The following is a 24,190-nucleotide window of genomic DNA, read 5'->3' as shown; positions in this document are numbered from 1 at the left end:
CACCCGGCACCCTTCAAGTCGCCGAGGCATACGCGCGAACCAGGGGGCGGACGTGGCACGAAGGCAGGAGCGGACTCCGTTACGGCACCGGGCGCGGTACCTGTTCGACAGGACGCTCGCCCGCAGCACGGGAACACTGCTCGGCTGGCTCGCCCTGTGCTGTCTGGCGGTCGTCCTGCCCGTCAGCACCCTCCTGGTGTGGACGGACCCCGCCGCGCCGCGCTCCGTCACCGGCCGTCTCACCCAGGTGTGGCGCACCAGCGCGGAGACGCTCCGGCTCGGAGCGGTGGCGGGCACCCCGGCGCGGATGCTGCTGTCCGTCCTGCTCGGTCTCATCGCCCTGCTGTGCGTGTCGACGGTCGTCGGAGTGGTCACCACCGGACTCGGCGACCGGCTCACCGAGCTCCGGCACGGCCGCTCGCGCGTACTGGAGCGCGACCACGACGTGGTGCTCGGCTGGACCGACCAGATCTTCACGGTGGTATCCGAACTGATCGCCGGCCGGGCCGGAGCCGACCGGTCCCGGCGTGGGCGCTCGGCCCGCGCACGGCATGTCGTCACCGTGCTGGCCGACCGGGACCCCGCCCACATGCACGCCGCGCTCACGGCCGCCCTCGAGGTCACCGACCGCGTCCGGCTCATCTGCCGCACCGGCGTGCCCACCGACCCCGACGCTCTGACCCTGGTGACCCCGGACGCGGCCCGAGCGGTGGTGGTGCTGCCCGCCGACGACTCCGACGGCGATCTCACGGTCGTCCGCACCTTGCTGGCGCTGCGTACCCTGCTCGGCACCGACGACGGACGGAGCGCTCCGCGGGTCGTCGCCGCCGTGCACGACGGGCGCTACGTGCCCGCCGCACGGCTCGCCGCCGGACCGCGCGGAACCGTCCTGGAGACGGACCTCGCCGCGGCACGGCTCCTCGTCCAGGCGGCGCGGTGCCCGGGGATGCCCACGGCACTGCGCGATCTGCTCGACTTCTCCGGAGCCGAGTTCCATGTGACCGACGTCCCGGAAGCGGTGGGACTCTCCTTCGAGGAGGTGGCACTGCGCCTGGCGGGGTCCTGTGCCGTCGGGCTGCTGCGCCCGGACGGCCGCCCGCTGCTCACACCCGCGCCGCACACCGTCCTGGCACCGGGGGACCGCCTGGTCACCGTCGCCCACGACGACCGGACCGCCCCGCTCACGGACCGCTGGGCACGGGTCGACACCACGGCGCTCGCACCGTCCGCACCCGTCCCGGAGCCCCCCGCACGGCTGTTGCTGCTCGGATGGAACCGCCGTGCCCCGATGGTCGTGGACGCCCTGCGCGGGACCGCACGGCCGGGCTCGGTCCTCGACGTGGTCACCGACGCGGCGTCCGATGCCGCCGGACCCGGATCCCCCTGGTCACGGAACCGTCCCGGGGACGCGCCGCTCACCGTCACGCACCACACCCGCGACCTGGCCGCCCCCGACGCCCTGGACGGCTTCGACCTGTCCGCCTACGACAGCGTCATGGCGCTGGGCTCGGACGCGGAGAAGGGGACCGAACGACCCGACGAGCGCACCTTGTTGGCGCTGCTGACCCTGCGCTCCTGGGAGGAGCGGACGGGCCGGGTGCTGCCCGTGGTGGCCGAGCTGCGCGACCACCGCAGCCGGACCGTCGCTCCGCTCGGCCCCGCCTCGCACGCCCTCGTCCACGGTGAACTCACCGCCCTGCTCATGGCGCAGATCGTGCACAACCCCGAACTGGCCGCCGTCTTCGAGGAGATCTTCGCCAGGCGGGGTGGAGCACTCGCCCTGCGTCCCGCCGCCCACTACGTACTGCCCGGTCACGAGGCGGCGTTCGCCACGGTGGTCGCGGCCGCGCTGGACCGCGGCGAGAGCGCGATCGGCTACCACGCGCACGACCCGCACCGGGCCCGTCCGCACGACGGCGTCCTGCTCTGCCCCGGCACGTCGGAACGCCGCGTGTGGCATGCCGGGGACCAGGTCCTGGTGCTGACGGCGGGACCGGGCCGCCACGGCGGCGCGGACACCGGCACCGACGCCCCGCCCCCCGCCCTGCCCGCCCAGAGACCGGAACGGGTCGAGGAGTCGGACTGAGGGCTCGGACCGTTGGACTCGGGGCGGAACGGAGGGCCCGGCGGATGCGGTAGTATTGATCACGAGCTGGTCGCCGTGAAATCCCGGCGTCCGGTGTCGCGTTGGTGGTCCAAGGAAAGACGCCCCGCTTCCTGCGGGGAAATGCAGGTGCAAGGCCTGCCCGGCGCTCGGTGGAAGGGCCCGTCCGCAAGTGGACGGGCCCTTCGCGTTGCTGTGGGGACGGCCGGAAGGGCTGGACTCGTGGCGTTCCGGCACCGATCGTGGGCGGTATGAACGATCACCGCACGGCCTCGGCCGACACTGCCCGGCAGACTCCCGTGGGCGACGGGGCCTCGGCGGCGGAGGCCGCAGAGATCCGCCGCTTCCGGGAGCGGCTCGGCCTACCGGCACTGATCGACGTCCACACGCACTTCATGCCCGAGCGCGTCCTGCACAAGGTCTGGAACTACTTCGACACCAACGGCCCCCTGGTCGGCGGACTTCAGTGGCCGATCACCTACCGCAAGGCGGAGGAGGAACGGGCCGCGCTGCTCGGGGAGTTCGGCGTCCGTGCCTTCACCTCGATGCTCTACCCGCACAAGCCCGGCATGGCGACCTGGCTGAACGCCTGGGCCGCCGACTTCGCCGGCCGTACCCCGGACTGCCTGCACACGGCGACGCTCTTCCCCGAGCCCGGTGTGGACGCCTACGTGCGCGCGGCCGTCGAAGCGGGCGCCCGGGTGTTCAAGGCGCACGTCCAGGTGGGCGCGTACGATCCGGCCGACGAACTCCTCGACGCGGCCTGGGCGGTGCTGGCCGACGCCGGGATCCCCGTGGTGATCCACTGCGGCTCGGGCCCCGCACCCGGCAAGCACACCGGCCCCGCGCCGATCGCACGGATACTGGCGAGGCATCCGCGGCTGCGGCTGATCGTCGCGCATCTGGGGATGCCCGAGTACGAGGAGTTCCTCGGCCTCGCCGAAAGGTACGAGGAGGTGCGCCTGGACACCACGATGGCGTTCACCGACTTCACCGAGCGGTTCATGCCCTTCCCGCGCCGCGCCCTGCCCAGGATCGCCGCCCTGGGCGACCGCGTCCTGCTCGGCTCCGACTTCCCCAACATCCCCTATCCGTACGTGCACCAGCTGCACGCGCTGGAGCGCCTGGACCTGGGGCCGCAGTGGCTGCGCGCGGTGTGCCACGACAACGCGGCACGCCTGTTCGGAGTGTGAGCGGGACGCCGTCACGACCCGACGAAGGTCACCGTCTCCGTCATGTCCGCCCGGTCCGTGCGCACCTGAGGCGCGCCTGCCTGCTCGAAGCCCACCGCGACCCCGCAGAGCAGCACGAGTCCGTCCGCGGCGCCGGCCAGTCGGCCGACCGTCCTGTGATACATGGTCCACATCACCTGCGGGCAGCTGTGCAGCCCCTCCGCCCTCAACAGGAGCATGACCGTCTGCAGGTACATCCCGGCGTCCGCCCACTGCCCCGGGCCCATCGCCCGGTCGAGGTGGCAGAACAGCACCACCGGCGCCCCGAACGCCCCCGAGTTCAGCGCGGCGATCCTCACCGGCCGGTCGGGGTCGTGGCGTTCGATGCCGAGCGCCGCGTACCGCTGCGCGGCCGCGGCGGCGAAGCGGTCCCGGTACGGCGCGGCCAGGTCTGCGGGGTACATCGGGTACTCCCGCTCGTCACCCGGGTCACCGGCCGGCGCCCTGGCCGTGGCCCGCCGCTTCAGCTCGGCAAGCGGCTCGCCGGACACCACGTACACCCGCCAGGGCTGGAGGTTCCCGCTCGACGGTGCCCGCGCCGCCCCGCCGGCATCCGTTCGAGCACCTCGCGGGGCACCGGCCGGTCACTGAACGCCCGTACCGCCCGGCGGCTGCCCACCGCCTCGTACACATCCATGCCGATCAGACCTTCCGGAGAGGAGACGTTGCGGGCACCAGCGGGAAGCTAGGGGAGTTCCACGTCGATGAAGCTGCGCAGTACCGCGCGCAGGTGCTCCGGCATGTCGATCAGGTCCGGGCTGAGCAGCCACTGGACCTGCAGGCCGTCGATGAACGCGACCAGATCCGCCGCCAGCCGCGACGCGTCCACGTGCGGGCGCAGCAGCCCGCGCCGTGCCAGGTCGTCGACGGCCGACTGCATCTCGGCGCGGGTCCGTGCGTAGCGTTCGACGAAGTACGGACGTGCCGGGTGGTCCGTCGCGGTGGCCTCGGCGGACAGCACCGCGAACAGGCTCACGAGGAGGGGGTTGGCCTGGTTGTGCGCGACGAGCCTGAGCATGCCGGCGAAGTACGCCAGGCCGTCCTGGCTGAGCGCTCCCGAATCCAGGAAGTGCTCCCCGTCCTGACGGTCGCGTTCCTCCAGGACCGCCGCCAGGAGCGACTCCTTGGTCGGGAAGTGGTGCAGCAGCCCCGCACGTGAGACACCGCAGGCGGCGGCGAGCTGGACCATGCTCGCGTTGCGGTAGCCCACCTGCCCGAAGGCGGCGAACGCGGCCTCGATGATCTGGGCGCGCCGGCGCTCCCCCTTGGGGTAGTTCCGTGGGGCCGCCCCCGGCCGCGCCGTCTCCCTTGCCATGGACGAGATGCTAACGACCCCTAGAAACCATCAGCCCTGTCGGTATTCTGTTCCCGGCGGTCCGCCACGAGAGGAGTTCCCCTTGTCGACACCACAGTTGTCGGTTCAGCTCTACTCCGTACGCCAGGCCCTGGAAGCCGACGAAGACGCCACCCTCGGCCGTCTGGCCGCTCTGGGACTGACCAACGTCGAGGCCTTCGGCTTCGTGCATCGCGCCGGCGAACTCGCCGACGCACTCGCCCGGCACGGCCTGACCGCGCGGACCGGACACGCCGGTTTCCTGTCGCCCGACGGCGCCTCCGCGCCCGACCTCGACGACACGTTCCGGGCCGCCCGGCGCCTGGGCGTGGAGATCCTCTTCGACCCGTTCGTGCCGGCCTCCCGGTGGGCCGACGAGGAGGAGATCGCCCGCACCGCCGCCCTGCTGAACGAGGCCGCGGAACGCGCCGCCGAGCACGGGCTGCGGGTCGGCTACCACAACCACTCCCAGGAGTTCGTGCACACCGTGGGCGGCGTCAACGCCTTCGACCGCTTCGCGGACCTCCTGAACCCCGAAGTCGCCCTGGAAGTAGACCTGTTCTGGGCCGCGGCCGGCGGCTACGACGTCGTCGCCCTGCTCGGCCGACTGGGCCCCCGGGTGCGGGCCCTGCACATCAAGGACGGCCCCGTGATCGACGACCCGTTCACCTCAGGCGCACCCTTCGACCCCGCGGACACCCGCCAGGTCGCGGCGGGCCGGGGGCAGATCCCGCTGGCCGCCGCGCTGGAAGCGGCTCCCCACGCCGAGTACGCCGTCATCGAGTTCGACCACTACGACGGCGACATCTTCGAGGGCATCGCGACGGGTGTCTCCTACCTGAACGGGAAGGGCATCGCCTGATGACCGCACACCGTCCGGTCGGCGTCGGGGTCATCGGCGCCGGCAACATCAGCGACCAGTACCTGACCAGCCTCACCCGCTTCCCCGACCTGCACGTGGCGGTCGTCGGCGACCTCGACACCGCCCGCGCAGAGAGCCAGGCCCGCAAGTACGGCGTCGCCGAGTGGGGAACGGCGGCGGACGTCCTCGCCCACCCGGACACGGAGATCATCGTCAACCTGACCGTGCCCGCGGCGCACGCCCAGGTCAGTTCGGCGATCCTCGCCGCCGGCCGGCACGTCTGGTCCGAGAAACCGATCGCGGTGGACCGGGCCGACGCCCGCGCCCTGCTCGACCAGGCGGCCGCGGCCGGCCTGCGGGTCGGAGTCGCCCCCGACACGATCCTCGGGCCCGGCCTCCAGACCGCCCTGCGGGCCGTCGCCCGCGGCGACATCGGCACCCCGCTGTCCGCGCAGACCGTCATGCAGTACGCGGGCCCCGACCACTGGCACCCGAACCCCGAGTTCCTGTTCGCCAAGGGCGCCGGCCCCCTCTTCGACATGGGGCCCTACTACCTCACCGCCCTCGTCTGCCTGTTCGGCTCGGTCTCCCGGGTCGCCGCGCTCGGCTCGACCGCGCGCCCGGTCCGTACGGTGCGCAGCGGGGAGCGCGCGGGCACCGAGTTCACCGTCGACGTACCCACCCATGTCGCCGCGCTCACCCAGTTCCAGGGCGGCGGCGTCGGCCAGAGCGTGTTCAGCTTCGACTCCCCGCTCACCCGCACCGGGTTCGTCGAGATCACCGGCTCCGAGGGCACACTGGTGCTGCCCGACCCCAACACCTTCGGCGGCGAGGTCAGGATCACGCGGGTGCCGCAGGGAGGCCGGGACCCGGAGTGGTCGACCGTCCCGCTCGTCGGCGTCGAGGGCGGCCGTGGCCTCGGTGTCCTGGACATGGCGCGGGCGATCCGTGGAGGACAGCCGCACATCGCCAGCGGGGGCCTCGGGTACCACGTCCTCGACACCATGATGGCCATCGACGACGCGGTCATGTCCGGCGAGACGGTCCACCTCGACAGCGCGGCCCCCGAGATACCGCTCGTCCCCGAGGACCGCGACCCCTACGGAGCCACCCTGTGACCGACCCCAGGCCCGCCGGCTCCCCGGACTGCGCGGCCCACTCCGATGCGGTCCGGCCGCGTCCGCTCCCCACCGCCCCCCTGCGCGCCGGATTCATCGGTGGTGGCTTCATGGCGGCCGTGCACACCCGGGCGAGCCGGGCCGCCGGCGCGCAGTTGGCCGCCCTCGCGAGTTCCACGCCCGAACGTGGCGAGCGGGCCGCACGGGACCTCGGTGTGGAGCGCCCCGAGACCGACGCCCGTAGCCTCACCGCGGCCGGCGACCTCGACATCGTGCACGTGTGCAGCCCCAACACCCTGCACACCGAGCACACCCTGGCGGCGCTGGCCGCGGGCGCCCACGTCATCTGTGAGAAACCCCTGGCGACCACGGTGGCGGACGCCGAAGCACTGGTCCGCGCCGCCCATGAGGCCGGCCGGGTCGCCGCGGTCCCCTTCGTGTACCGCTATCACCCGATGGCACGCCAGGCCCGCGCCCTCGTGGCGGACGGACAGCTCGGCACCGTCCTCACCCTGGACGCCGCCTACCTCCAGGACTGGCTCCTGGACCCCGGCGACACCAACTGGCGCGCCGACCCGCAGGCCGGCGGCGCCTCCCGGGCGTTCGCCGACATCGGCTCCCACCTGTGCGACCTGGTGGAGTTCGTCTCCGGACAACGCATCCACCGCCTCGCCGCCCGCACCCGCACCGTCTTCGGCCGGCGCGGCGCCACCGAGGTCACCAACGAGGACACCGCCGCGCTCCTCGTCGAACTGGCCGACGGAGCGCTCGGCACCCTGCTCGTCAGCCAACTCGCCCCCGGCCGCAAGAACAGCCTCACCCTCGAACTCCACGGCACCCGCCGCAGCGTGCGCTTCGAACAGGAACGCCCCGAGGAACTGTGGATCGGCAGCCGCGAAGGAGCACAGCTCCTCCTGCGCGACCCCGCCACCGCGGCCCCCGACTCCGCCCGCCTGTCGGTGCTGCCGCCCGGACACGCCCTGGGCTACCAGGACGCCTTCACGGCGTTCGTCACCGACGTGTACAGCGCCGTACGGGGCGAACACCCCGAAGGGCTGCCGACGTTCGCCGACGGACTGCGTGCCGCCCGCCTCACCGAGGCCGTCCTGGCCTCCGCCGCCCGGCGCGGCGCCTGGATCGAGACCGCCCCCGAGACGGAGGACCCCGCATGACCGCAGCCACCCACCCCGTCACCCTGTTCACCGGGCAGTGGGCCGACCTCCCCTTCGAGGAGGTCGCCCGGCTCGCCGCCCAGTGGGGCTACGACGGACTGGAGATCGCCGCCTCGGGAGACCACCTGGACCTCCGGCGCGCCGACGAGGACGACGCCTACGCGGCCTCCCGCCTGGAGATCCTCGACCGGCACGGCCTCACGGTCCACGCCATCTCCAACCACCTCGCGGGCCAGGCGGTCTGCGACGCCCCCATCGACTTCCGGCACCAGGCCATCCTGCGCCCCTACGTATGGGGCGACGGCGACGCGGAAGGGGTCAGGCAGCGCGCCGCCGAGGACATGAAGCGGGCGGCGCGGGTGGCCCGCAAACTCGGCGTCGACACCGTCGTCGGCTTCACCGGCTCCGCCATCTGGCCCTACGTCGCCATGTTCCCGCCGGTCCCCGCCGCCGTCATCGACGCGGGCTACGAGGACTTCGCCACCCGCTGGAACCCGATCCTCGACGTGTTCGACGCGGAGGGAGTGCGCTTCGCCCACGAGGTCCACCCCGGCGAGATCGCCTACGACTACTGGACCAGCGTTCGTGCCCTGGAGGCGATCGGCCACCGGGAGGCCTTCGGCTTCAACTGGGACCCCAGCCACATGATGTGGCAGAACATCGACCCGGTCGGGTTCATCACCGACTTCAAGGACCGCATCTACCACGTCGACTGCAAGGACACCCGGCTGCGCCCGCGCAACGGGCGCGCCGGGGTCCTCGGCTCGCACCAGCCCTGGGGTGATCCGCGCAGGGGCTGGGACTTCGTCTCCACCGGCCACGGGGACGTCCCCTGGGAGGACGCCTTCCGCGCCCTGGAGTCCATCGGATACACCGGCCCCGTCTCGATCGAGTGGGAGGACGCCGGCATGGACCGCCTGCACGGCGCCGCCGAGGCGGTGACCTTCGTACGGTCACTGCTGTGGCCCAAGCCGAAGGCGTCCTTCGACGCGGCCTTCAGCAACCAGTGACGGTCACGCCGGGCCCCCGGCCCCACGTCCGGCCGGTCGGCGGTGCGGCGGCCCGGCGGACCTAGGACGACGGGCCCGGGGGAGCGCCGGTGAGCAGGTGGTGTTCGTGGGCTTCGTAGCGGCTGCGTTCGCGGTCGGTGGCCCGCCGGCCGGACAGCACGGTGGTGAGCCAGCCGGCGAGGAAGCCCGCGGGTACGGACACGAGGGCCGGCGTGTTGTACGGGAACCAGGCGAAGTCCGCTTCGGGGAAGGCGGACAGCGGTGTCCCGGAGACCAGGGTGGTGCCCGGGGTCAGGGCGAGGACGCTCACGGAACCCACCACGAGGGTGGCGAGCAGCGCCCTGCGGGTGTAGCGGCGCCAGAAGAGGCTGTAGAGGAGCGCCGGGGCGATCGCTGACGCCCCGAGGGTGAAGGAGACCGTCGCCAGCGGCTGGAGGCTGCGGTGCTGGGCGAGGACGGCCAGTACGACGGTGGGGACCCCCACGAGCAGGGCGCTGCCCCGGGCGATGGCGAGTTCCCTGGGCGGTGCCGGGGGAGTGGCCCGGGACGCGGTCAGGTCGTGGGCGAGGGTGTTGGCGCAGGCGAGGGTCATGCTCGCGACCGAGGCGAGCAGGGTGAGGAAGACGGCGGTGGTGACGGTGGCGAACAGCAGGCTCTCCGGCCGCGACAGCGTCGTCCCGAACGCGGCGCGGGCACCCAGGAGGTAGGCGGTCGTGCCGTGCGCGTCGGCGGCGGCGATGCGGTCGTGACCGACGAGTGCGGTCGCGCCGGTGCAGATCAGCGTGAGCATCAGGATGAACAGGGTCACCGAGGAGACCGCCCAGGACATCGCCCGGCGGACCTGGCGCGGGGTGCCCGCGGTGTACATCCGCATGGTGACGTGGGGCAGGCAGGCACCGCCCAGCACCACGGCGCACTGGGTGCTGGCCATGTCGAGCGCGGGGTGCGGACTGCTGGAGTACTGCAGGCCCCAGGTCAGATAGGCGGGGCCGGCACCGCTGTTCCGAGCCGCCGCGTGGAACAGGGCCTGCGGCTGCCAGTGGAACATCCGCAGCAGCAGGAAGCTCACGACCAGCCCGGAGCCGAGCAGGGCCACGGTCTTGAAGATCTGGACCAGCGCGGTGCCGGGCATCCCGCCCAGCGCCGCGTAACTGATCATGAGGACGCCGGCCCCGGCCACGCACGCCTCCTTCATGGCCGGGTCGCCGAACCCGAGCACGTACGCCAGGAGTTCACCGACCCCGGCGAGCTGGACGACCATCATCGGCACGAGCGCGGCGAGCGTGACCAGACAGGCCGTCACGCGTACCGAGCGCGCCGGATGGCGATGTGCCAGTGCGTCCCCCATGGTGTAACGGCCGGTGTTGTGCAGGGGTTCAGCCAGCAGGAACATCAGCAACAGCAGGGACAGCAGGGCGCTGAGGGCCAGGACGATCCCGTCGTAGCCGCACAGGGCGATGATCCCTCCGATGGTGAGGACGGTGGCGGCGGAGATGTAGTCACCGGCGACGGCCAGTCCGTTGCGCAGCGGCGACAGGGACCGGTAACCGGTGTAGAACTCGGCGAGGTCGTCCGCCTCCGGACCGGTGAGCACGCACAGCAGCAGGGTGAGCGCGACGACCGAGCAGAACGCGACGAGGGACCAGGACTGGGCGGCACCACTGAACTCCGTCACGACGCCTGCTCCTGGTCCGGTGCGGGCACCCGCGCCTGGCGGCGGGCCCGGCGCGCGAGGGGATCGACGAACCTGCGGGCCGCGGCTTCGTAGAGGAGGACGGCCAGCCAGGTGACGGGGATCTGGGCCAGGGCCAGGACCAGCCCGGTCGGCAGGTCGCCGGGGCCGGGACGGGCCATCAGGGACGGGGCCTTGACGGTCAGGGTGAGGAAGACGACGAAGTATCCCAGTGCGGTGAAGGTCGCCACCCGCCGGTGCCACCGGTACGCACGCCGCAGCAGGCGCAGGGTGCGGTGGGCACCGGAGCGCGGACTGCGCGCGAGGACGCCGACCGTATCCCGGCCGGCCGACCAACTGGGGAGCGGGCGGTCGTACGAGGACTGGGCCGCGGGTAACTCGGGGACGTCGTGAGACATTTCGGCACCTCCTGCTGGGGGCCCGGGTCCGGTGCGCAACGGACCGCGTGCGGGGGACAGGGTGGCGCCGGTCGTCCGGGACGCGGCATCGCGCGCGTCGACGTGGGGTGAGCAGGGCGCCATGGTCCCCGGCGCGGGCGCGGTCCGCCAGAGGTACGACCCGGCTCGCGGCGGGCGATCCACAGCACGCGGACCTGACCGTGGGATCTTCGGCACGGAGTGATGAAGCATTACGGGAGCGCGGGGTGGCGCGAATCGTTCGGAATGTGCGCCGTCGCACACCTGGGGCACCCGGGTATCGGCCGGTCCGCGTCCGCAGGACGATTCTTGATCCATGCTTTACGCGCCACGCGGAACCCGGACCGGGGCTGACGGAGTCCCACAGACAGTGGGGGCCTTCGGGACCGTAGAGCGAAAAAAGCGAGAAGAGTGAGGCAGGGCGTGGGACGGCGCACGGGCGGCATAGGAATCGCACTCGGCACAGTCGCGATGCTGGTGGGCGTGAGCGCCTGCGGCGGGGGCAGCAGCGACAAGGCGGGCGGGCAGGACGCGAAGGCGTCGCAGAAGCCGAGCGTAAGCGCGTCGCCTTCACCCACGAAGCCGGCGGGACCGCCGATGCTGCTGGAGACGATCACTCCGCAGACCGGCACCACGGTCGGCGTGGCCATGCCGATCTCGGTGATCTTCACGAACCCGGTGGCGGAGAAGGCGCGGGCGACCGTCGAGAAGCACATGAAGGTGAGCGCCTCGCAGGCGGTGCAGGGCGCCTGGCACTGGATGGGCGACCGGCGTGCCGACTGGCGGCCGAAGACCTACTGGCCGTCCGGCACGAAGGTGCGCATCGACGCCGACATGACGGGCGTCGGCAACGGCAACGGGCGCTACGGCGTGCACAATTACACGCACTCCTTCACGATCGGCGACGACGTCCGTGCCGACGTCTCGGTGACCGGCCACACCATGAAGGTGACCCGCAACGGCCGGACGCTGCGCACTCTGTCGATCAACGCGGGCAGCGCCCAGTACCCGACGTGGGACGGCACGATGGCCGTCATCGACAAGCAGGAGAAGGTCCACATGACCTCCTGCAGCGTCGGCATCAGCTGTGACAAGGGCAGCCCCAACTACTACGACCTGACGCTGCCCTGGGACGTCCACCTGACCCAGTCCGGCACCTACGTGCACTACTCGACCGGCGACCCCTACCCGGGCAGCGGCAGCGCACGCGGCTCGCACGGCTGCGTCCACCTGTCCATGTCGGACGCCAAGTGGTTCTACGGCCAGGTCAAGCAGGGCGACCCCGTCACCATCACCGGCTCCCCCCGCGGCAAGGCCCCCGCCGACAACGGCTACGCCGACTTCAACGTGGACTGGTCCCAGTGGCTCGCGGGCAGCGCCTCCGGCGCGGGAACCACCGCGACCCTGTGACCCATCGGTAAGGGACCGGCACCGACCGGCTGCCTGCGCCGTCCTTCAGACGCCTGAGGGATCGGTGTGATCCCGGCTCGGGCGGAGCGGCAGGAGCTGGCTGAGGGCAATCAGGAGCAGCCCGGCAAGCAGGAGGGCGTTCCCGCCGAAGAAGCGAGCCTCCCAGGAAACGCCCGGCAGGACTCGAAAGTGGAGGAGGCCCTGCAAAGCGACGGAGATGCCCATGAGCAGGGCACCAAGACCGTGGAGGTGAGGCCTGGTGACGTGGCGGCGCGCCGTGGGCAGGATCCACCCCGTCCGGAGCGTGACGATTCCCGATACGATCGCCAGCATCCCCAAGACCGCGCCCGTTCCTACTACCCATGCCATGGTGTCGCTCCGCTCCGATCGCAAGAGTCCGGAACGCGAGTGACGCCCGGTCCGAAGACGGTCACATTGTCGCCGTCCACGCGCAGGGTGCTCAAGGTCCGCCGGACAGCGCTCTGTGGGGCCGCGTTGTGCCTGTTCGGTGCCGTCGGTCGGGGTGCGGGGCGTGGTGCACAGCGCGCACCCGGCACTCGTTCGGCGTAGCGTGTGGGAGCGTGGCGGTTCGCCGGGCGCGTGCCGGGCCGCCGGCCCGTGTCCTGCACCCGAGGAGTCAGGAGCGCACCATGGCTACACCTGTCCGTCGGCGCGCGGGCGGCCGCTCCGCCGCCCGGCTGCGGCGTACCGCCGTCGGTCTCGCCACCACCCTGCTCGCCACCGGCGCGTGCACCCTGCCGGCCGCGGGTGAGTCCGCGCACCGCGTGCCCGACGCGGGTCACGGGGCCACGGCGGGGGCCGTCGCGTCGCAGGCGTCCGCCACGGCGGCCACCAGTTGCGTCGACAAGGTCTACGGGGGCATGACCGACGCGCAGCGGGTCGGCCAGCTCTTCATGGGCGGCGTCGCCGCCAACGCCCCGAGCGCCACGGACCTGCGCACCCTGCGCACCTACCACGTGGGCTCGGTCATGCTGACGGGCCGCAGCTCCGCCGGCACCGCGGCCACGAAGAGGATCGTCGACGGCATCCGCAAGCAGGCGGACACGGTCGGCGGCCGCCAGGTCGGGATGATCGTGTCGACCGATCAGGAGGGCGGCCAGGTCCAGGTGCTCAACGGCCCCGGCTTCTCCGTCATCCCCAGCGCCCTGACCCAGGGCACGTGGAGCACGACGACACTGCGCGGCCGCGCCGCCACCTGGGCCAGGCAGCTCAAGGCGGCGGGGCTCGATCTGGACCTCGCGCCGGTCGCCGACGTGGTGCCGGCCTCCCTCGGGACGCGCAACGCCCCCATCGGCCGCTACCACCGCGAATTCGGTCACACCCCCGGCGTCGTCACCTCGCACAGCGGCGCCTTCGCCACGGGCTTCCGGGACGCCGGAGTCATGACCACCTTCAAGCACTTCCCCGGGCTGGGCCAGGTCATCGGCAACACCGACACCACGGCGAACGTCGTCGACTCGGTCACCACGACCTCCAGCGCGAGCCTCGCGCCGTTCCGCAGCGGGATCGCGGCCGGTGCGCCGTTCGTGATGATCTCCTCGGCGAAGTACACCAAGATCGATCCGGCGCACCTGGCCGTGTTCTCCCCGACCGTCATCAACAAGCTCCTGCGCACCCAGTTCGGCTTCAAGGGCGTCGTCATCTCCGACGACATCGGTCAGGCCGTCGCGGTACGCGCGTACCCCGCGGGTCAGCGCGCGGTGGACTTCGTCTCCGCGGGCGGCGACATGGTCCTCACCGTGAAGCCGTCGACCGTCCCGGCGATGGCGCAGGCGGTGCAGTCCCGGATGGCGACGGACGCCGCCTTCCGCGCCAAGGTCGCCGCCTCGGTGCACCGCATCCTGACGGCCAAGGCGAACGCGGGACGGCTCAGCTGCGGCTGAGCACCGGGTACACGCCCCGGGTCAGCGCCGGCCGCCGTACCTCCAGCCCGTGCCGATGCCCGCGACGTGCAGAGCCAGGGCCGTCAGACCCAGCAGCATCACGTTCGTGGACGTGAACACGTCGTTGGTGCCGATGTTCGCCGCGTTGATCAGGAAGGCGATGAAGAACAGGGCCGCCCCCACCAGACCGAGCATGATCAGTCTCCTCTCAGTAGCCTGCATCCCGTCTGCCCGCACATCACCTTCACAAGCCAGGCACCGCCGGACGGGGGTGACAGGCCCGGGGGGCCGGTGAAACCATGCAGGAGCCGAGGAAGGGTGGCGAGCCGTGGTGCCGGATGTCCGCGCGTCCCTGGGCGCGATGCTCTTCCGCCGGGTGGCGGGCCCCGACGGACCCGCGGTCCGCGCCCGCATCCACGAGACCCCGGGCCCGCGCTGGTTCACTCCCGGCCGTCCGATCCGCGTCGTGCACGGCGACGCGGCGATGTTCGTCGGCGGCCTCGGCGCCCTCCTCCTGCAGTCCCTGCACCCCCTCGCGATGGCCGCCGTCGCCGCGCACTCGGGTTACCGCGGGGACCCCTGGGGCCGGCTGCAACGCACCAGCGCGTTCCTCGCGGTGACCACCTACGGCGTGGCCGACGACGCCCAGGCCGCGGTCGACCAGGTGCGGGCCATCCACGAGAAGGTCCGCGGGAGCACGCCGCAGGGGGAGCCGTACCACGCGGCCGACCCCCGGCTGCTCGGCTGGGTGCACGCGGCCGAGACGGAGTGCTTCCTGCGCGCGCACGAGCGCTACGGCTCAAGCCCGCTGGACCCGGCCGGGTACGACGCCTACGTCGCCGACACCGCGCGGGTGGCGGAGGCACTCGGTGTGAACGATCCGCCGCGCGACCGCCAAGCCCTGTCCGTCCGGCTGGCCGCCTACCGGCCCGAGCTCAGGGCCACCCCGCAGGCCCGTGCCGCGGCACGCTTCCTGCTCCTGGAACCGCCGCTGCCGCTGCCGGTCCGTCCGCTGTACGGCGTCCTGGCCGCCAACGCCGTGACCCTGCTGCCCTCCTGGGCCCGGACGCTGCTGCGGCTGCCGCGTCTCGCGCTCGTGGAGGACATCACGGTCCGCCCGGCCGGCCACCTGCTCACCCGCACCATCCGCTGGGCCATGAAACCGCCACCGGGCGCCGCCTGACGGAGGGCCACGGGTGGAATCCGGCCGCGCACCGGTTCACTCACGTGAGTGAACCCCGGCGGCCCGCCAGGGCGGCTTTCCCAGAGTAGGCGCCGGGAACCCCGGCCACCGGGCAATGCCGCATCTGCGCGCCGCACGCCGGCTCGCCCACCAGGATGTGGGCATGGCGTGGATGGCGTGGGACGAGGAAACCTCCTTCATCGGCCGGGTGGCGGAACTCGGCGTGATCGGTGCGGCGATGCGGGAGAACCGGCTGGTCACCCTCAGCGGTGCGGGAGGCGTGGGCAAGACCCGGCTCGCCCGGCGGATCGTGACCTCGCGGGGAGCGGCCGAGGACGGAGTCGGCTGGGCGGACCTGTCGCCACTGCGCAACGCGGAGCTCCTCGCGGCGACCGTCGCGCACGCGCTCGGGCTGTCCGACCACACCGCGCGGCTCCCGGCGGAAGCGATCTGCGCGTGGGTCGGCGACCGCGCCACGCTGTTGGTCCTCGACTCGTGCGAACACCTGCCCGCCGAGTGCCGGGACCTGGTGGGCGACCTGCTGACGGTCTGTCCGAACCTGAGAGTCCTCGCCACCAGCAGAGAGCCGCTGCGGGTCCGCGCCGAGAGGGTGGTCGAGATCGAGCCGCTCACCTCGGTGCGGGAGGCGGTGGCCCTGTTCGCGGACCGCGCCGCGGCGGCGGGCAGCCCGCTCAAGAACGACGCCGACCACCGCACGGCCGCGCGCCTGTGCGACCAACTCGACCGGCTGCCACTGGCGTTGGAACTCGCGGCCGCACAGTTACGCAGCGTGTCGCTGCCGCGGCTGTGTGCGGGCCCGTACGCGGCGGTCGACCTGCCCGCGGCACCGGCGCGGGCCAGGCCACCCCGGCACGCGGCCCTGCGCACCACGATCGGCTGGAGCCACGAGCTGTGCGCCCCGCTGGAACGGCTGCTGTGGGCACGGCTGTCGTTCCTGCCCGGCTCCTTCGACGCCGAGACGGCGAGGCAGCTGGCCGGCGGCGGCCCGCTGCCGCCGGACCGGGTCGCACCGACGCTCGCCGCGCTGTGCGACAAGTCCGTGGTCGTCCGCAAGGACGGCAGGTACCGGATGCTGGACGCCGTCCGAGAGTACGGGCGGATGTGGCTGGCCGAACTGGGCGCTGAGCGGGAGACGGCACGGCGTCATGCCGAGTACGTCCTGGCCCGCACGCGGCAGGCCCACCGGGAGTGGTTCGGCCCGGCCCAGCGCGGCTGGTACCGGCAGATCTGGCTCCTGCACGCGGACATCCGGCTGGCGGCCGACCATCTCCTGGCGACCGACCGGGCCGCCGCACTGGAGCTGATCGGCAATGTCACCTTCTTCTGGGTCTGCTCCGGCTACCTGTACGAGGCCCGCCAGTACCTGGAGAAGGCCATCGCGCCGTCCACCGCACCGTCGACCGCGCCGCCCTCCGAGACGCCGGACGGGACATGGGTGCGGGGCCTGTGGAGCCTGGGCCTGACCCTCACGCTGCAGGGCGAGCACCGGGCGGCGCACGCGACGGCCGCCGCGTGCCGACGCGCCGCCACGGCCGCCCGCGACGCCGAGGGGCTGGGCCGGGTCGCCTACCTGGAGGGCCTGCTGCACCTGCTGGAAGGGCGTCCCCTCGCCGCGGCGAGCGGTGTCGAGACGCTGAAGCACGGCTCCGGAGCGCCCCTGCCGCGGCGGCCGACCGCCGCGGCCGCGCTGGGCCGGCTGGTCCACGTCTTCGGCCTCACCGGCTCCGGTCGGCTGGACCGCGCCCGGCACGAGGCGCTCGAACTGCGCGACGTCTGCGCGGCCCTGGACGAACACTGGACCCGCTCCTACGCGGAACACCAACTGGCCCTCATCGCCCACCTCGAAGGGCGCGCGGACCACGCCGTGGGCCACGCGCGGGCCGCCCTCGACGCCAAGCGGCACATCGGGGACGCCTTCGGGATCGCCATGGTCATGGACCTCCTCGCCATCGCCCTGGCCGACACCGGGGACGAACCCGCGGCCGCCTACGCCTTCGGCGCGGCGGCCCGCTTCTGGGACACGGTCGGTCACCCGCAACGCGGCACGCCGGAGATCGCGGCGCTGCGCGGCGCGTGCGAGAACAGGCTCGTACGCAACCTGGGCAGGAGCCGGTACGACCGGACCTTCGACCGGGCGACCGCCGGCGACGCACGCGCGCTGGTCGCCTGGGGGGCGGACGGCGGACCCGTCCCGGACGAGTGAGGCCCGGGGCGAGCCGACCCTGGGGCTGTGCCGGTCCCGGGCGGGCCGTGGGGCCGTATCGATGGTGGTGTCAGGTTCCGTTCAAAGAGTTGTCCAAATGACGTACGGTGTTGGCCGGTTGTGATCAGGTCTCCCACGAAGGCTGAATCAAGGCCCTTTCGGGAGGTTCCGGTGCCAGCACCAACCCGCAAGAGACGATGGCTCACGATCTGTGCCATCACCGCTTCCGCCGCACTCGTCACGACACCCGCGGGTGCCGCGTCCGGCGGCGGCAAGGCTCCTTTCGGAGCACGCACCCTCGCTCGACTCGCCGCCGAGCGCGCGCAGTCGGTCGGTACCGTCAGCCCCAAGGTGAAGGCCGAGGACGACGACGGCGGCAACGAAGCGGACGAGATCGCCGAGGGCGCGGACCAGTACGCCGAGGCCCGCACCTCACCCGGCATCGTCGCACCCGGCGCCTACGGCGCCGCGTGGAATGCCCTGACCGACCTGCCGAGCACCGGCGGAAGTTGGCGCAACATCACCGACCTGCCGTACAACTCCGACGACTCCCGCTACCGGGACATCGACTCCAACTCCAGCGGCGGCTCCGGCAACGTCACCGGCCGCATGGCCGCGATGGCCGCGGACGACGACGGTTACGTCTACGCGGGCAGCGCGGGCGGCGGCGTATGGCGGTCCGGGCGGGGCGGCGGCCACTGGAAGCCCATCAGCGACAACCTCCCGTCGCAGTCCACCGGCGCGCTCGCGCTCGACGGCGCGGGGCGGCTGTGGCTGGGCACCGGCGAGGCGACCACCAACGCGGACGCCTACCTCGGCAGCGGCGTCTACGTCCTGTCCGACCCGCACCACGGCACCTTCTCCACCCGCGGCCGGGTCGGCGGCGACGAACTGGAGTCCACCACCATCCACGAACTCCGCTTCGGCGGCGGCAAGGTGTGGGCGGCCACCAGCGAGGGCGTGTGGAGTCACTCCACGAAGACCCTCAAGGGTGCGTGGAAACTCGAGTTCGCCCCCAACCCGGACTACCTCCCGGGCGGTTCGCTGGCGAGCGACCCCTCGGCCGCGTACAAGAACATCGCCAACGACATCGCGATCGACCCCAAGGACCCCGCGAAGGTGATACTCGCGGTCGGCTGGCGCAGCGGCGACGACTACAACGGCTTCTACACCAAAGGCGCCGACGGCACCTGGACCCGCATCAGCAGCGGCTTCGGTGATCTGCCGACCGACGCGGACAACGTCGGCAACGTCACCTTCGCCCGGTCCGCCGACGGCTCCCGCTACTACGCCATCGACGAGTCGCCGGAGCAGCTGAACACCAACCCGGACAGTGGTCTGGAGGGCATCTACAGCGCCGCCTCGCCGTTCGGTCCCTGGACGAGGATCGCCGACTACAAGGGCCTGGCCGCCGACGGCTCCGCGCTCACCTCCAGCGGCTACATGCCGGGCGTGCAGGCCTGGTACAACCAGTTCCTGACCGTCGACCCGAGCGACCCGAAGCACGTGTACGCGGGGCTCGAGGAGGTCTACGAGACCAAGGACGGCGGCGCCACCTGGTCGACCGTCGGCCCCTACTGGAACTTCGGCTTCTCCTGCTGGTCCATCGACCCGTCCAAACAGACCGGCGACTGCAACCAGACCACCCACTCCGACCAGCACGGCGTCGCCATCGGCCGCTACCACGGCAAGAGCTTCGTCTACGTCGGCAACGACGGCGGCGCCTACAGGCGCCCCGTCGACGGCACCCAGGACGCCTCCGGCCACGCCACCGACTGGACCTCCCTCAACGACGGCACCATCGACACCCTCCAGTACTACTCGGTCGGCATCGGCAAGGACCTGACCTACGGCGGCGTCTCCGTCACCGGCGGCCTGCAGGACAACGGCCAGTCCGTCCTGCGCAGCAACGACACGGTGATGGGCTCCGACTTCGGCGGCGACGGCGGCGACACCCTCACCGACCCGGCCAACGGCTGCAACCTGGCGGAGGAATACGTCTACCTCGCCATCCAGATCACCCAGAACTGCGCCGTGAACGACGGCAGCTGGAGCACCGACGCCACCAAGGCCACGTCGTACAACGTCGCCCCGGCCGACAACGCCACCAGCGAGGCCCGCTTCATCGCCCCGCTCGCCGCGGACCTGAAGAACGCGTCGACGTGGATCGCCGGCGGTCGGCACATCTGGGTGCAGACCCACGGCTACGCCATCCGCAGCGGATCCGAGTGGAAGAGCGTGTACGACCTCGGCGCCGGGCGCACCGCGACCGCCGTGGCCGCCTCGGGCGGCAAGGTCTACGCGGCCTGGTGCGGCCCCTGCAACAACCAGGGCTTCGCCCGCGGCATCTCCGTCGGCAACGCGGACGGCACCGGCTGGCACGACATCACCCTGCCGGTGGACGGCACCGTACCGAACCGCTACCTCAGCGGCTTCGCCGTCGACCCGAAGGACGCCGACCACGTCTTCCTCGCCGTCAACGGCTTCTCCCGGCACTGGACGGAGGGCCCCGGCGCGGGCGTCGGCCACGTCTTCGAGTCCACCGACGGCGGCACCACCTGGAAGGACGTCTCCGCGAACCTCCCCGACGTGCCGACGAACTCGGCGATCGTCCTGCCGAACGGCGGCCTGGCCGTCGCCACCGATCTCGGCGTCGTCTACCGCGCCCCGGGGCGCACCAGGTGGCAGCGCGTCGGCAGCCTTCCGGCCGTCGCCGTGCTCCAGCTCAAGCTGGGCCCCGACGGCGGCACGCTGTACGCGGCCACGCACGGCCGCGGCATCTACACCGTCAAGGTGCGCGACTGCCGCTGACACCGGCCGTGCGGTGGAACGAGGGGTGGCCCCGGTCTTGCGGGGTCACCCCTCCCGCGCGTACGGGACGACGGTCACGTCGAGCGTGAACGCGACCCGTGCCGCACCCGCCACATCCGGTGCCTTCGCCGACGCGGTGACGGCGGCGCCGCCGCCCCGGGTGCCGGCGGACCGCAGCGAGGCACGGGCGGTGCCGTCCGCGTCCAACCGCCATCCCGACACCACGACGAGGGCCGGCGCGGAACTGTGCACGCCCGTCCAGCGCCGGTCGTCCGTCCGGGGCCGCAGGACCAGGGAGACGACGGTCCCCGGCCGGACGCACAGCTGCCGCCGGACCGGCCCGCCCGCGGCGACCGAGACCTCCACCCGCCCCGCGACACACCCGGTGGCCGAAGGGCTCGCCGAACCGTGGGGAGCCGCCCGGGTGGCACCGGCGGACGGGACCGCGGACGAAGACCTCGCCGAGGGACCCCCCGACGGCCTCACCGAAGGGCTCCCGGACGGCCCCGCGGCGGGAGTTCCGGACGGACCGCTCCCCGTGCTCCCGCCACCGCCCGACGTGCCGCACGCGGCCAGGACGAACACCGCGACCACCGCACCCCCGCCGGCCCACCACCGCATCCCGCACCTCCCTGTCGCCGCCCGTGTGCCCACGAGCATGCTCCGCGCCACGCCCCGCCCCGGGCAAGCCTCACGGGGCGCCGGAGTCCGTGGTCCGCCGGTCGTGTCCCGAGCCGGGGACGGTCGTTCCTCAGAGCATGAAGAGGATCATCACTGCTGCCGCGCTCGCCCTGACCGGCGTGGCTCTCGCCGCCCCCGCCCACGCGGACGGTACCGCTCCCGGCCCGTCCCGCGACCTGGCCACCAAGGTCGCGGACGCGTTGCCCAGGGCCGCGGTGGCCGGTCTCGACGCGGCCGCCACGTCCATGGCCGGCGGCCTGCGGGACACGCCCCGTACCAAATGAGCCCGAAAACCGGGGCCGTCGGTACGCGGCGGCACCCGGGATGATTGTCTTGCCCTGGCCACTTCCACCCCGACCCGGCTCGGCCGCCAGGAGGACCCCGTCGTCATGAGCAGCGCCCACACCTACGAATACAAGGTCGTCACCTTCCGGGAGTCGCTGATCGGCGACGCGCTGGACAGCGACAAGCTGGAGAAGGTCCTCAACAAGCACGCCGAGGACGGCTGGGCGCTCAAGGCCATCACGTCCGCCGACGTGAAGGGCCGGATCGGCCCCGGCGCCGTGGAGGGCCTGCTGCTGACCTTCGAGCGTCCGCGCGTCTGACCGCAGTGGAGGTGCCGACCCGGACCGGGCCGGCACCTCCGCGCCCGCGGTGCTCCGGGACTGCACGTCAGCCGGGCCAGCTCCCGGTCAGGCTGCGTACGCCGGTGGCTCCCGCGCGGTCCACGGCCGCCTTCACCACCGAGAAGATCGCGCCCTGGAGCGCCGCCGCGAGCAGGACCTCGCGCCACGACCGGTCCTCGTCCGTGGCGTCCGGAGCGTCCTCGTCGTGACCGAGCACCTTCCACGTCTGCTTGAACAGCGCGCCGGCGGCCAGACCGCCGAGGAGGCCGAGAGCCAGCCCCACCGGCTTGTAGGCGACCTTCGACACCTTCACCCCGCTCACCCCTTCTTCCGGCGGCAGGCCATCCAGACCACCACGGCGGCACCCGCCACCGTCAGCAGCACCTTGCGGTTGTCCTGGGCCAGCCGTGCCCCCTGTACGGCCCTGTCCCGGACGGGGTCGGGCAGCCGCTCCTGGGTCTGGTGGGCCACGTCGACGGCCTTCGCCCTCAGTTCCCCGGCCTTCACGGCAGCCTGCTCCTTCAGCTGCCCGCCCTTCACGGCAGCCTGCTCCCTGACCTCGGCGCCCTTCTGCCGCGCCCGGGCCCTGACATCGGTCTTCGCCGCCAGGGCCTGGACCGTCTCCCCGAGTTCGGCGCGGGTCTGCTCGACCTGCTCCCGCAGTTCCTGGGGGTCGGCGGCGGTGGGTTCGTCGTGCGGAGGCTGGGTCATCGGTGCGCACTCTCCTTGATCACGGCCACGTCGGCCTTCACGTTCTCGACGGTCTGCTCGGGCTTGACCGGTGCGGCCCGCCCGACCTGCTTCCTTCCGCTTCTGGCCAGCACCGCGGCGATCACACCGAGGACCGCCGTGACGATCAGCCCCGCCTCCCACACCGGCAGCGCCACCGACAGCGCGGCGATCACACTGGCCACCAGTGCCTGGAGCGTCAGGAAGCCCACGACACCGGCGCCGCCGAACAGGCCGCCCCCCTTGCCGTAGCGCTTGCCCTTCTCCTTCATCTCGGCCTGCGCCAGCCTCAGTTCACCGCGCACCAGCTCCGTCAGCTGCTGCGAGGCCCGCTGTACCAGTTCGCTCACCGGCTCCTGGTCGAAGCGGTCCGTGCTCCGGCCCGTTGCCGCATGGTGCGGCTGCGTGCCCGACACACCGCTCACCTCCCGTCCCTGTCCGTTGCTGCCCGCCCGGCACGCACGCCCGGCGGTCCGACGAACGCGCGAGTACCCCGAACGACCGGGTTCAGGACAGGATCAGGCCTCGTCCAGCCTGCGGACGTCCTCCTCGTCCCACGTCCGGGTCGAGCGGGGCTCGGTGTACGGCTCCGCCTCCGGCGGCAGGCCGCCCGCGACGGCCCGCTGGCGCGCGGTCTCGGCATCGAACTCCAGCCCCAGCAGCACGGCCAGGTTGGTGAGCCACAGCCACACGAGAAACACGACGACGCCCGCCATTGTGCCGTAGGTCTTGTTGTAGGAGGCGAAACCGGCGACGTAGAACGCGAAACCCCCGGAGGCGACCAGCCAGAGCAGCAGAGCGACGAAACTGCCCGGCGTGATCCACCGGAAGCCCTTCACCTTCGCGTTGGGGCTGGCCCAGTACAGCACCGCGATCATCACGGTCACCAGGAGGACGAGGACCGGCCACTTGGCGATCGACCACACCGCCAGCGCGCCGTCCCCGATGCCGAGGGCGGTGCCGGCCTGACGGGCGATCCCGCCGGTGAAGACCACGATCAGACCGCTGGCCACCGCCATCACCATGAGGACGAAGGTGAGCAGCACGCGCAGGGGGAGGATCTTCCACAGCGGACGGCCCTCCGGCATGTCGTAGACCGTGTTCGCGGCGCGGATGAACGCCGCGACGTAGCCGGAGGCCGACCAGAGCGCCAGGACCAGGCCGACGACCGCGATGACCGACCCTGCACCGGCCTTGCCCTGCAACTGCTCCACGGCACGGGTGAGGATGTCCCGGGCCGGGCCCGGCGCCAGCTGCCGCACGTTGTCGAGCACCGCGGTGGTGGTCGACCGGCCGGCGATGCCCAACAAGGAGACCAGCACCAGCAGGGCGGGGAACAGCGACAGCACCCCGTAGTACGTCAGGGCAGCCGCGCGATCGGTCAGCTCGTCGTCCTTGAACTCGCGCAGGGCCCCTTTGAGGACGGCGCCCCAGGCCCGCTTCGGGAGTTTCGCCGGCGTCTCCGGCGCGCGCCGTTCGACGTCGGGTCCGGGCCCCGCCTCCTCGGGCGTCGGTATCCCGCGTCCCGGGTCCTCGCCGCCGTCCGGGTGTGCCTTGCGCCATGGAACACGAAGCCTCTGCATACGCACCGGGTAACCCCTCCGCGCCCCGGCTACGCGGCCGAGCGGTGCCGGAATCGGTGCGGGGAGGCATGGAACGCGCTCGCGGAAGCACTCAGGAAG

General features: G+C 72.6%; 23 protein-coding genes and 1 pseudogene. 13 read left to right on the top strand and 11 right to left on the bottom strand.

Features of this window, described 5'->3' with window-relative positions:
* The first annotated feature begins 52 nt into the window (after positions 1 to 52).
* Positions 53 to 2,086: a CASTOR/POLLUX-related putative ion channel gene (locus ACZ3KP_RS22645; protein WP_467501463.1), complete on the top strand. Its 2,034-nt coding sequence runs from the start codon at positions 53 to 55 to the stop codon at positions 2,084 to 2,086.
* 269 nt (positions 2,087 to 2,355) lie between these two features.
* The gene (locus ACZ3KP_RS22640) at positions 2,356 to 3,297 is read left to right on the top strand and encodes an amidohydrolase family protein (protein WP_467501462.1); all 942 of its coding nucleotides are present in this window, start codon (positions 2,356 to 2,358) and stop codon (positions 3,295 to 3,297) included.
* Between the two features lie 11 nt (positions 3,298 to 3,308).
* Here the strand turns inward: ACZ3KP_RS22640 and ACZ3KP_RS22635 are convergent.
* Both ACZ3KP_RS22635 and ACZ3KP_RS22630 read right to left on the bottom strand, forming a co-directional pair.
* A pseudogene (locus tag ACZ3KP_RS22635) lies at positions 3,309 to 3,973 on the bottom strand (nitroreductase).
* Between the two features lie 48 nt (positions 3,974 to 4,021).
* Positions 4,022 to 4,651 (bottom strand): TetR/AcrR family transcriptional regulator, encoded by a 630-nt coding sequence (locus ACZ3KP_RS22630; RefSeq protein WP_467501461.1) that lies wholly within the window; start codon positions 4,649 to 4,651, stop codon positions 4,022 to 4,024.
* A gap of 82 nt (positions 4,652 to 4,733) precedes the next feature.
* Between ACZ3KP_RS22630 and ACZ3KP_RS22625 the strand changes: the two genes are divergently transcribed.
* Genes ACZ3KP_RS22625 through ACZ3KP_RS22610 form a run of 4 tightly spaced genes read left to right on the top strand, consistent with a single transcriptional unit; the run spans position 4,734 to position 8,831 of the window.
* The gene (locus ACZ3KP_RS22625) at positions 4,734 to 5,531 is read left to right on the top strand and encodes a sugar phosphate isomerase/epimerase family protein (RefSeq protein ID WP_467501460.1); all 798 of its coding nucleotides are present in this window, start codon (positions 4,734 to 4,736) and stop codon (positions 5,529 to 5,531) included.
* Complete coding sequence (locus ACZ3KP_RS22620; protein ID WP_467501459.1) at positions 5,531 to 6,649, top strand: Gfo/Idh/MocA family protein; 1,119 nt, start codon at positions 5,531 to 5,533, stop codon at positions 6,647 to 6,649. Before ACZ3KP_RS22625 ends, ACZ3KP_RS22620 begins: the two co-directional genes overlap by 1 nt.
* The gene (locus tag ACZ3KP_RS22615) at positions 6,646 to 7,821 is read left to right on the top strand and encodes a Gfo/Idh/MocA family protein (protein WP_467501458.1); all 1,176 of its coding nucleotides are present in this window, start codon (positions 6,646 to 6,648) and stop codon (positions 7,819 to 7,821) included. The genes ACZ3KP_RS22620 and ACZ3KP_RS22615 overlap by 4 nt, the downstream gene beginning before the upstream one ends.
* Positions 7,818 to 8,831 (top strand): sugar phosphate isomerase/epimerase family protein, encoded by a 1,014-nt coding sequence (locus ACZ3KP_RS22610; protein WP_467501457.1) that lies wholly within the window; start codon positions 7,818 to 7,820, stop codon positions 8,829 to 8,831. Before ACZ3KP_RS22615 ends, ACZ3KP_RS22610 begins: the two co-directional genes overlap by 4 nt.
* Positions 8,832 to 8,892: 61 nt before the next feature.
* Here the strand turns inward: ACZ3KP_RS22610 and ACZ3KP_RS22605 are convergent, their stop codons facing one another.
* Together ACZ3KP_RS22605 and ACZ3KP_RS22600 are read right to left on the bottom strand one after the other, a co-directional pair.
* Positions 8,893 to 10,506, bottom strand: coding sequence for a sodium/solute symporter (locus tag ACZ3KP_RS22605; protein ID WP_467501456.1), 1,614 nt, complete (start codon positions 10,504 to 10,506; stop codon positions 8,893 to 8,895).
* Positions 10,503 to 10,922, bottom strand: a complete 420-nt coding sequence (locus tag ACZ3KP_RS22600; protein WP_467501455.1) for a DUF485 domain-containing protein — start codon at positions 10,920 to 10,922, stop codon at positions 10,503 to 10,505. The genes ACZ3KP_RS22605 and ACZ3KP_RS22600 overlap by 4 nt, the downstream gene beginning before the upstream one ends.
* 489 nt (positions 10,923 to 11,411) lie before the next feature.
* Here ACZ3KP_RS22600 and ACZ3KP_RS22595 point away from each other — a divergent pair, with 489 nt between their 5' ends.
* Positions 11,412 to 12,350, top strand: a complete 939-nt coding sequence (locus ACZ3KP_RS22595) for a L,D-transpeptidase (protein WP_467501537.1) — start codon at positions 11,412 to 11,414, stop codon at positions 12,348 to 12,350.
* Positions 12,351 to 12,395: 45 nt separating this feature from the next.
* Here ACZ3KP_RS22595 and ACZ3KP_RS22590 read toward each other — a convergent pair whose 3' ends face one another.
* Positions 12,396 to 12,683 carry a hypothetical protein gene (locus ACZ3KP_RS22590; protein ID WP_467501454.1) on the bottom strand — a complete coding sequence of 96 codons (288 nt, stop codon included), beginning with the start codon at positions 12,681 to 12,683 and terminating at the stop codon, positions 12,396 to 12,398.
* A gap of 317 nt (positions 12,684 to 13,000) precedes the next feature.
* On the opposite strand from ACZ3KP_RS22590, the gene ACZ3KP_RS22585 reads away from it, so the two are divergent.
* Positions 13,001 to 14,254: a glycoside hydrolase family 3 N-terminal domain-containing protein gene (locus ACZ3KP_RS22585; RefSeq protein ID WP_467501453.1), complete on the top strand. Its 1,254-nt coding sequence runs from the start codon at positions 13,001 to 13,003 to the stop codon at positions 14,252 to 14,254.
* Between the two features lie 21 nt (positions 14,255 to 14,275).
* Here the strand turns inward: ACZ3KP_RS22585 and ACZ3KP_RS22580 are convergent, their stop codons facing one another.
* Positions 14,276 to 14,449 carry a hypothetical protein gene (locus ACZ3KP_RS22580; RefSeq protein ID WP_165939525.1) on the bottom strand — a complete coding sequence of 58 codons (174 nt, stop codon included), beginning with the start codon at positions 14,447 to 14,449 and terminating at the stop codon, positions 14,276 to 14,278.
* 166 nt (positions 14,450 to 14,615) lie between these two features.
* On the opposite strand from ACZ3KP_RS22580, the gene ACZ3KP_RS22575 reads away from it, so the two are divergent.
* From ACZ3KP_RS22575 to ACZ3KP_RS22565, 3 genes are all read left to right on the top strand, one after another.
* Complete coding sequence (locus ACZ3KP_RS22575; RefSeq protein ID WP_467501536.1) at positions 14,616 to 15,437, top strand: oxygenase MpaB family protein; 822 nt, start codon at positions 14,616 to 14,618, stop codon at positions 15,435 to 15,437.
* Positions 15,438 to 15,600: 163 nt separating this feature from the next.
* The gene (locus tag ACZ3KP_RS22570) at positions 15,601 to 17,661 is read left to right on the top strand and encodes an ATP-binding protein (protein ID WP_467501452.1); all 2,061 of its coding nucleotides are present in this window, start codon (positions 15,601 to 15,603) and stop codon (positions 17,659 to 17,661) included.
* Positions 17,662 to 17,832: 171 nt separating this feature from the next.
* Positions 17,833 to 20,472, top strand: a complete 2,640-nt coding sequence (locus ACZ3KP_RS22565; RefSeq protein WP_467501451.1) for a WD40/YVTN/BNR-like repeat-containing protein — start codon at positions 17,833 to 17,835, stop codon at positions 20,470 to 20,472.
* 45 nt (positions 20,473 to 20,517) lie between these two features.
* Here ACZ3KP_RS22565 and ACZ3KP_RS22560 read toward each other — a convergent pair whose 3' ends face one another.
* The gene (locus ACZ3KP_RS22560) at positions 20,518 to 20,838 is read right to left on the bottom strand and encodes an acetyl-CoA synthetase (protein ID WP_467501450.1); all 321 of its coding nucleotides are present in this window, start codon (positions 20,836 to 20,838) and stop codon (positions 20,518 to 20,520) included.
* A gap of 392 nt (positions 20,839 to 21,230) precedes the next feature.
* On the opposite strand from ACZ3KP_RS22560, the gene ACZ3KP_RS22555 reads away from it, so the two are divergent.
* Both ACZ3KP_RS22555 and ACZ3KP_RS22550 read left to right on the top strand, forming a co-directional pair.
* Positions 21,231 to 21,437: a hypothetical protein gene (locus tag ACZ3KP_RS22555; RefSeq protein ID WP_467501449.1), complete on the top strand. Its 207-nt coding sequence runs from the start codon at positions 21,231 to 21,233 to the stop codon at positions 21,435 to 21,437.
* 105 nt (positions 21,438 to 21,542) lie between these two features.
* Positions 21,543 to 21,758, top strand: a complete 216-nt coding sequence (locus ACZ3KP_RS22550; protein WP_467501448.1) for a DUF4177 domain-containing protein — start codon at positions 21,543 to 21,545, stop codon at positions 21,756 to 21,758.
* A gap of 67 nt (positions 21,759 to 21,825) precedes the next feature.
* Here the strand turns inward: ACZ3KP_RS22550 and ACZ3KP_RS22545 are convergent, their stop codons facing one another.
* The 4 genes from ACZ3KP_RS22545 to ACZ3KP_RS22530 form a co-directional block, all read right to left on the bottom strand.
* Positions 21,826 to 22,092, bottom strand: a complete 267-nt coding sequence (locus ACZ3KP_RS22545; RefSeq protein ID WP_467501535.1) for a DUF4235 domain-containing protein — start codon at positions 22,090 to 22,092, stop codon at positions 21,826 to 21,828.
* 5 nt (positions 22,093 to 22,097) lie between these two features.
* Positions 22,098 to 22,490: a DUF3618 domain-containing protein gene (locus ACZ3KP_RS22540; RefSeq protein ID WP_467501447.1), complete on the bottom strand. Its 393-nt coding sequence runs from the start codon at positions 22,488 to 22,490 to the stop codon at positions 22,098 to 22,100.
* On the bottom strand, positions 22,487 to 22,858 hold the full coding sequence (locus ACZ3KP_RS22535) for a phage holin family protein (protein ID WP_467501534.1): 372 nt from the start codon (positions 22,856 to 22,858) through the stop codon (positions 22,487 to 22,489). Before ACZ3KP_RS22535 ends, ACZ3KP_RS22540 begins: the two co-directional genes overlap by 4 nt.
* Before the next feature lie 168 nt (positions 22,859 to 23,026).
* Entirely contained in the window at positions 23,027 to 24,091 is a 1,065-nt protein-coding gene (locus tag ACZ3KP_RS22530) for a YihY/virulence factor BrkB family protein (protein ID WP_467501446.1), read from the bottom strand.
* Positions 24,092 to 24,190: the final 99 nt, after the last annotated feature.

This window comes from Streptomyces sp. NPDC020958, from assembly GCF_055562175.1.
The sequence above is the reverse complement of the archived record's forward strand: the minus strand, read 5'-3'. Positions and strand labels throughout refer to the sequence as shown.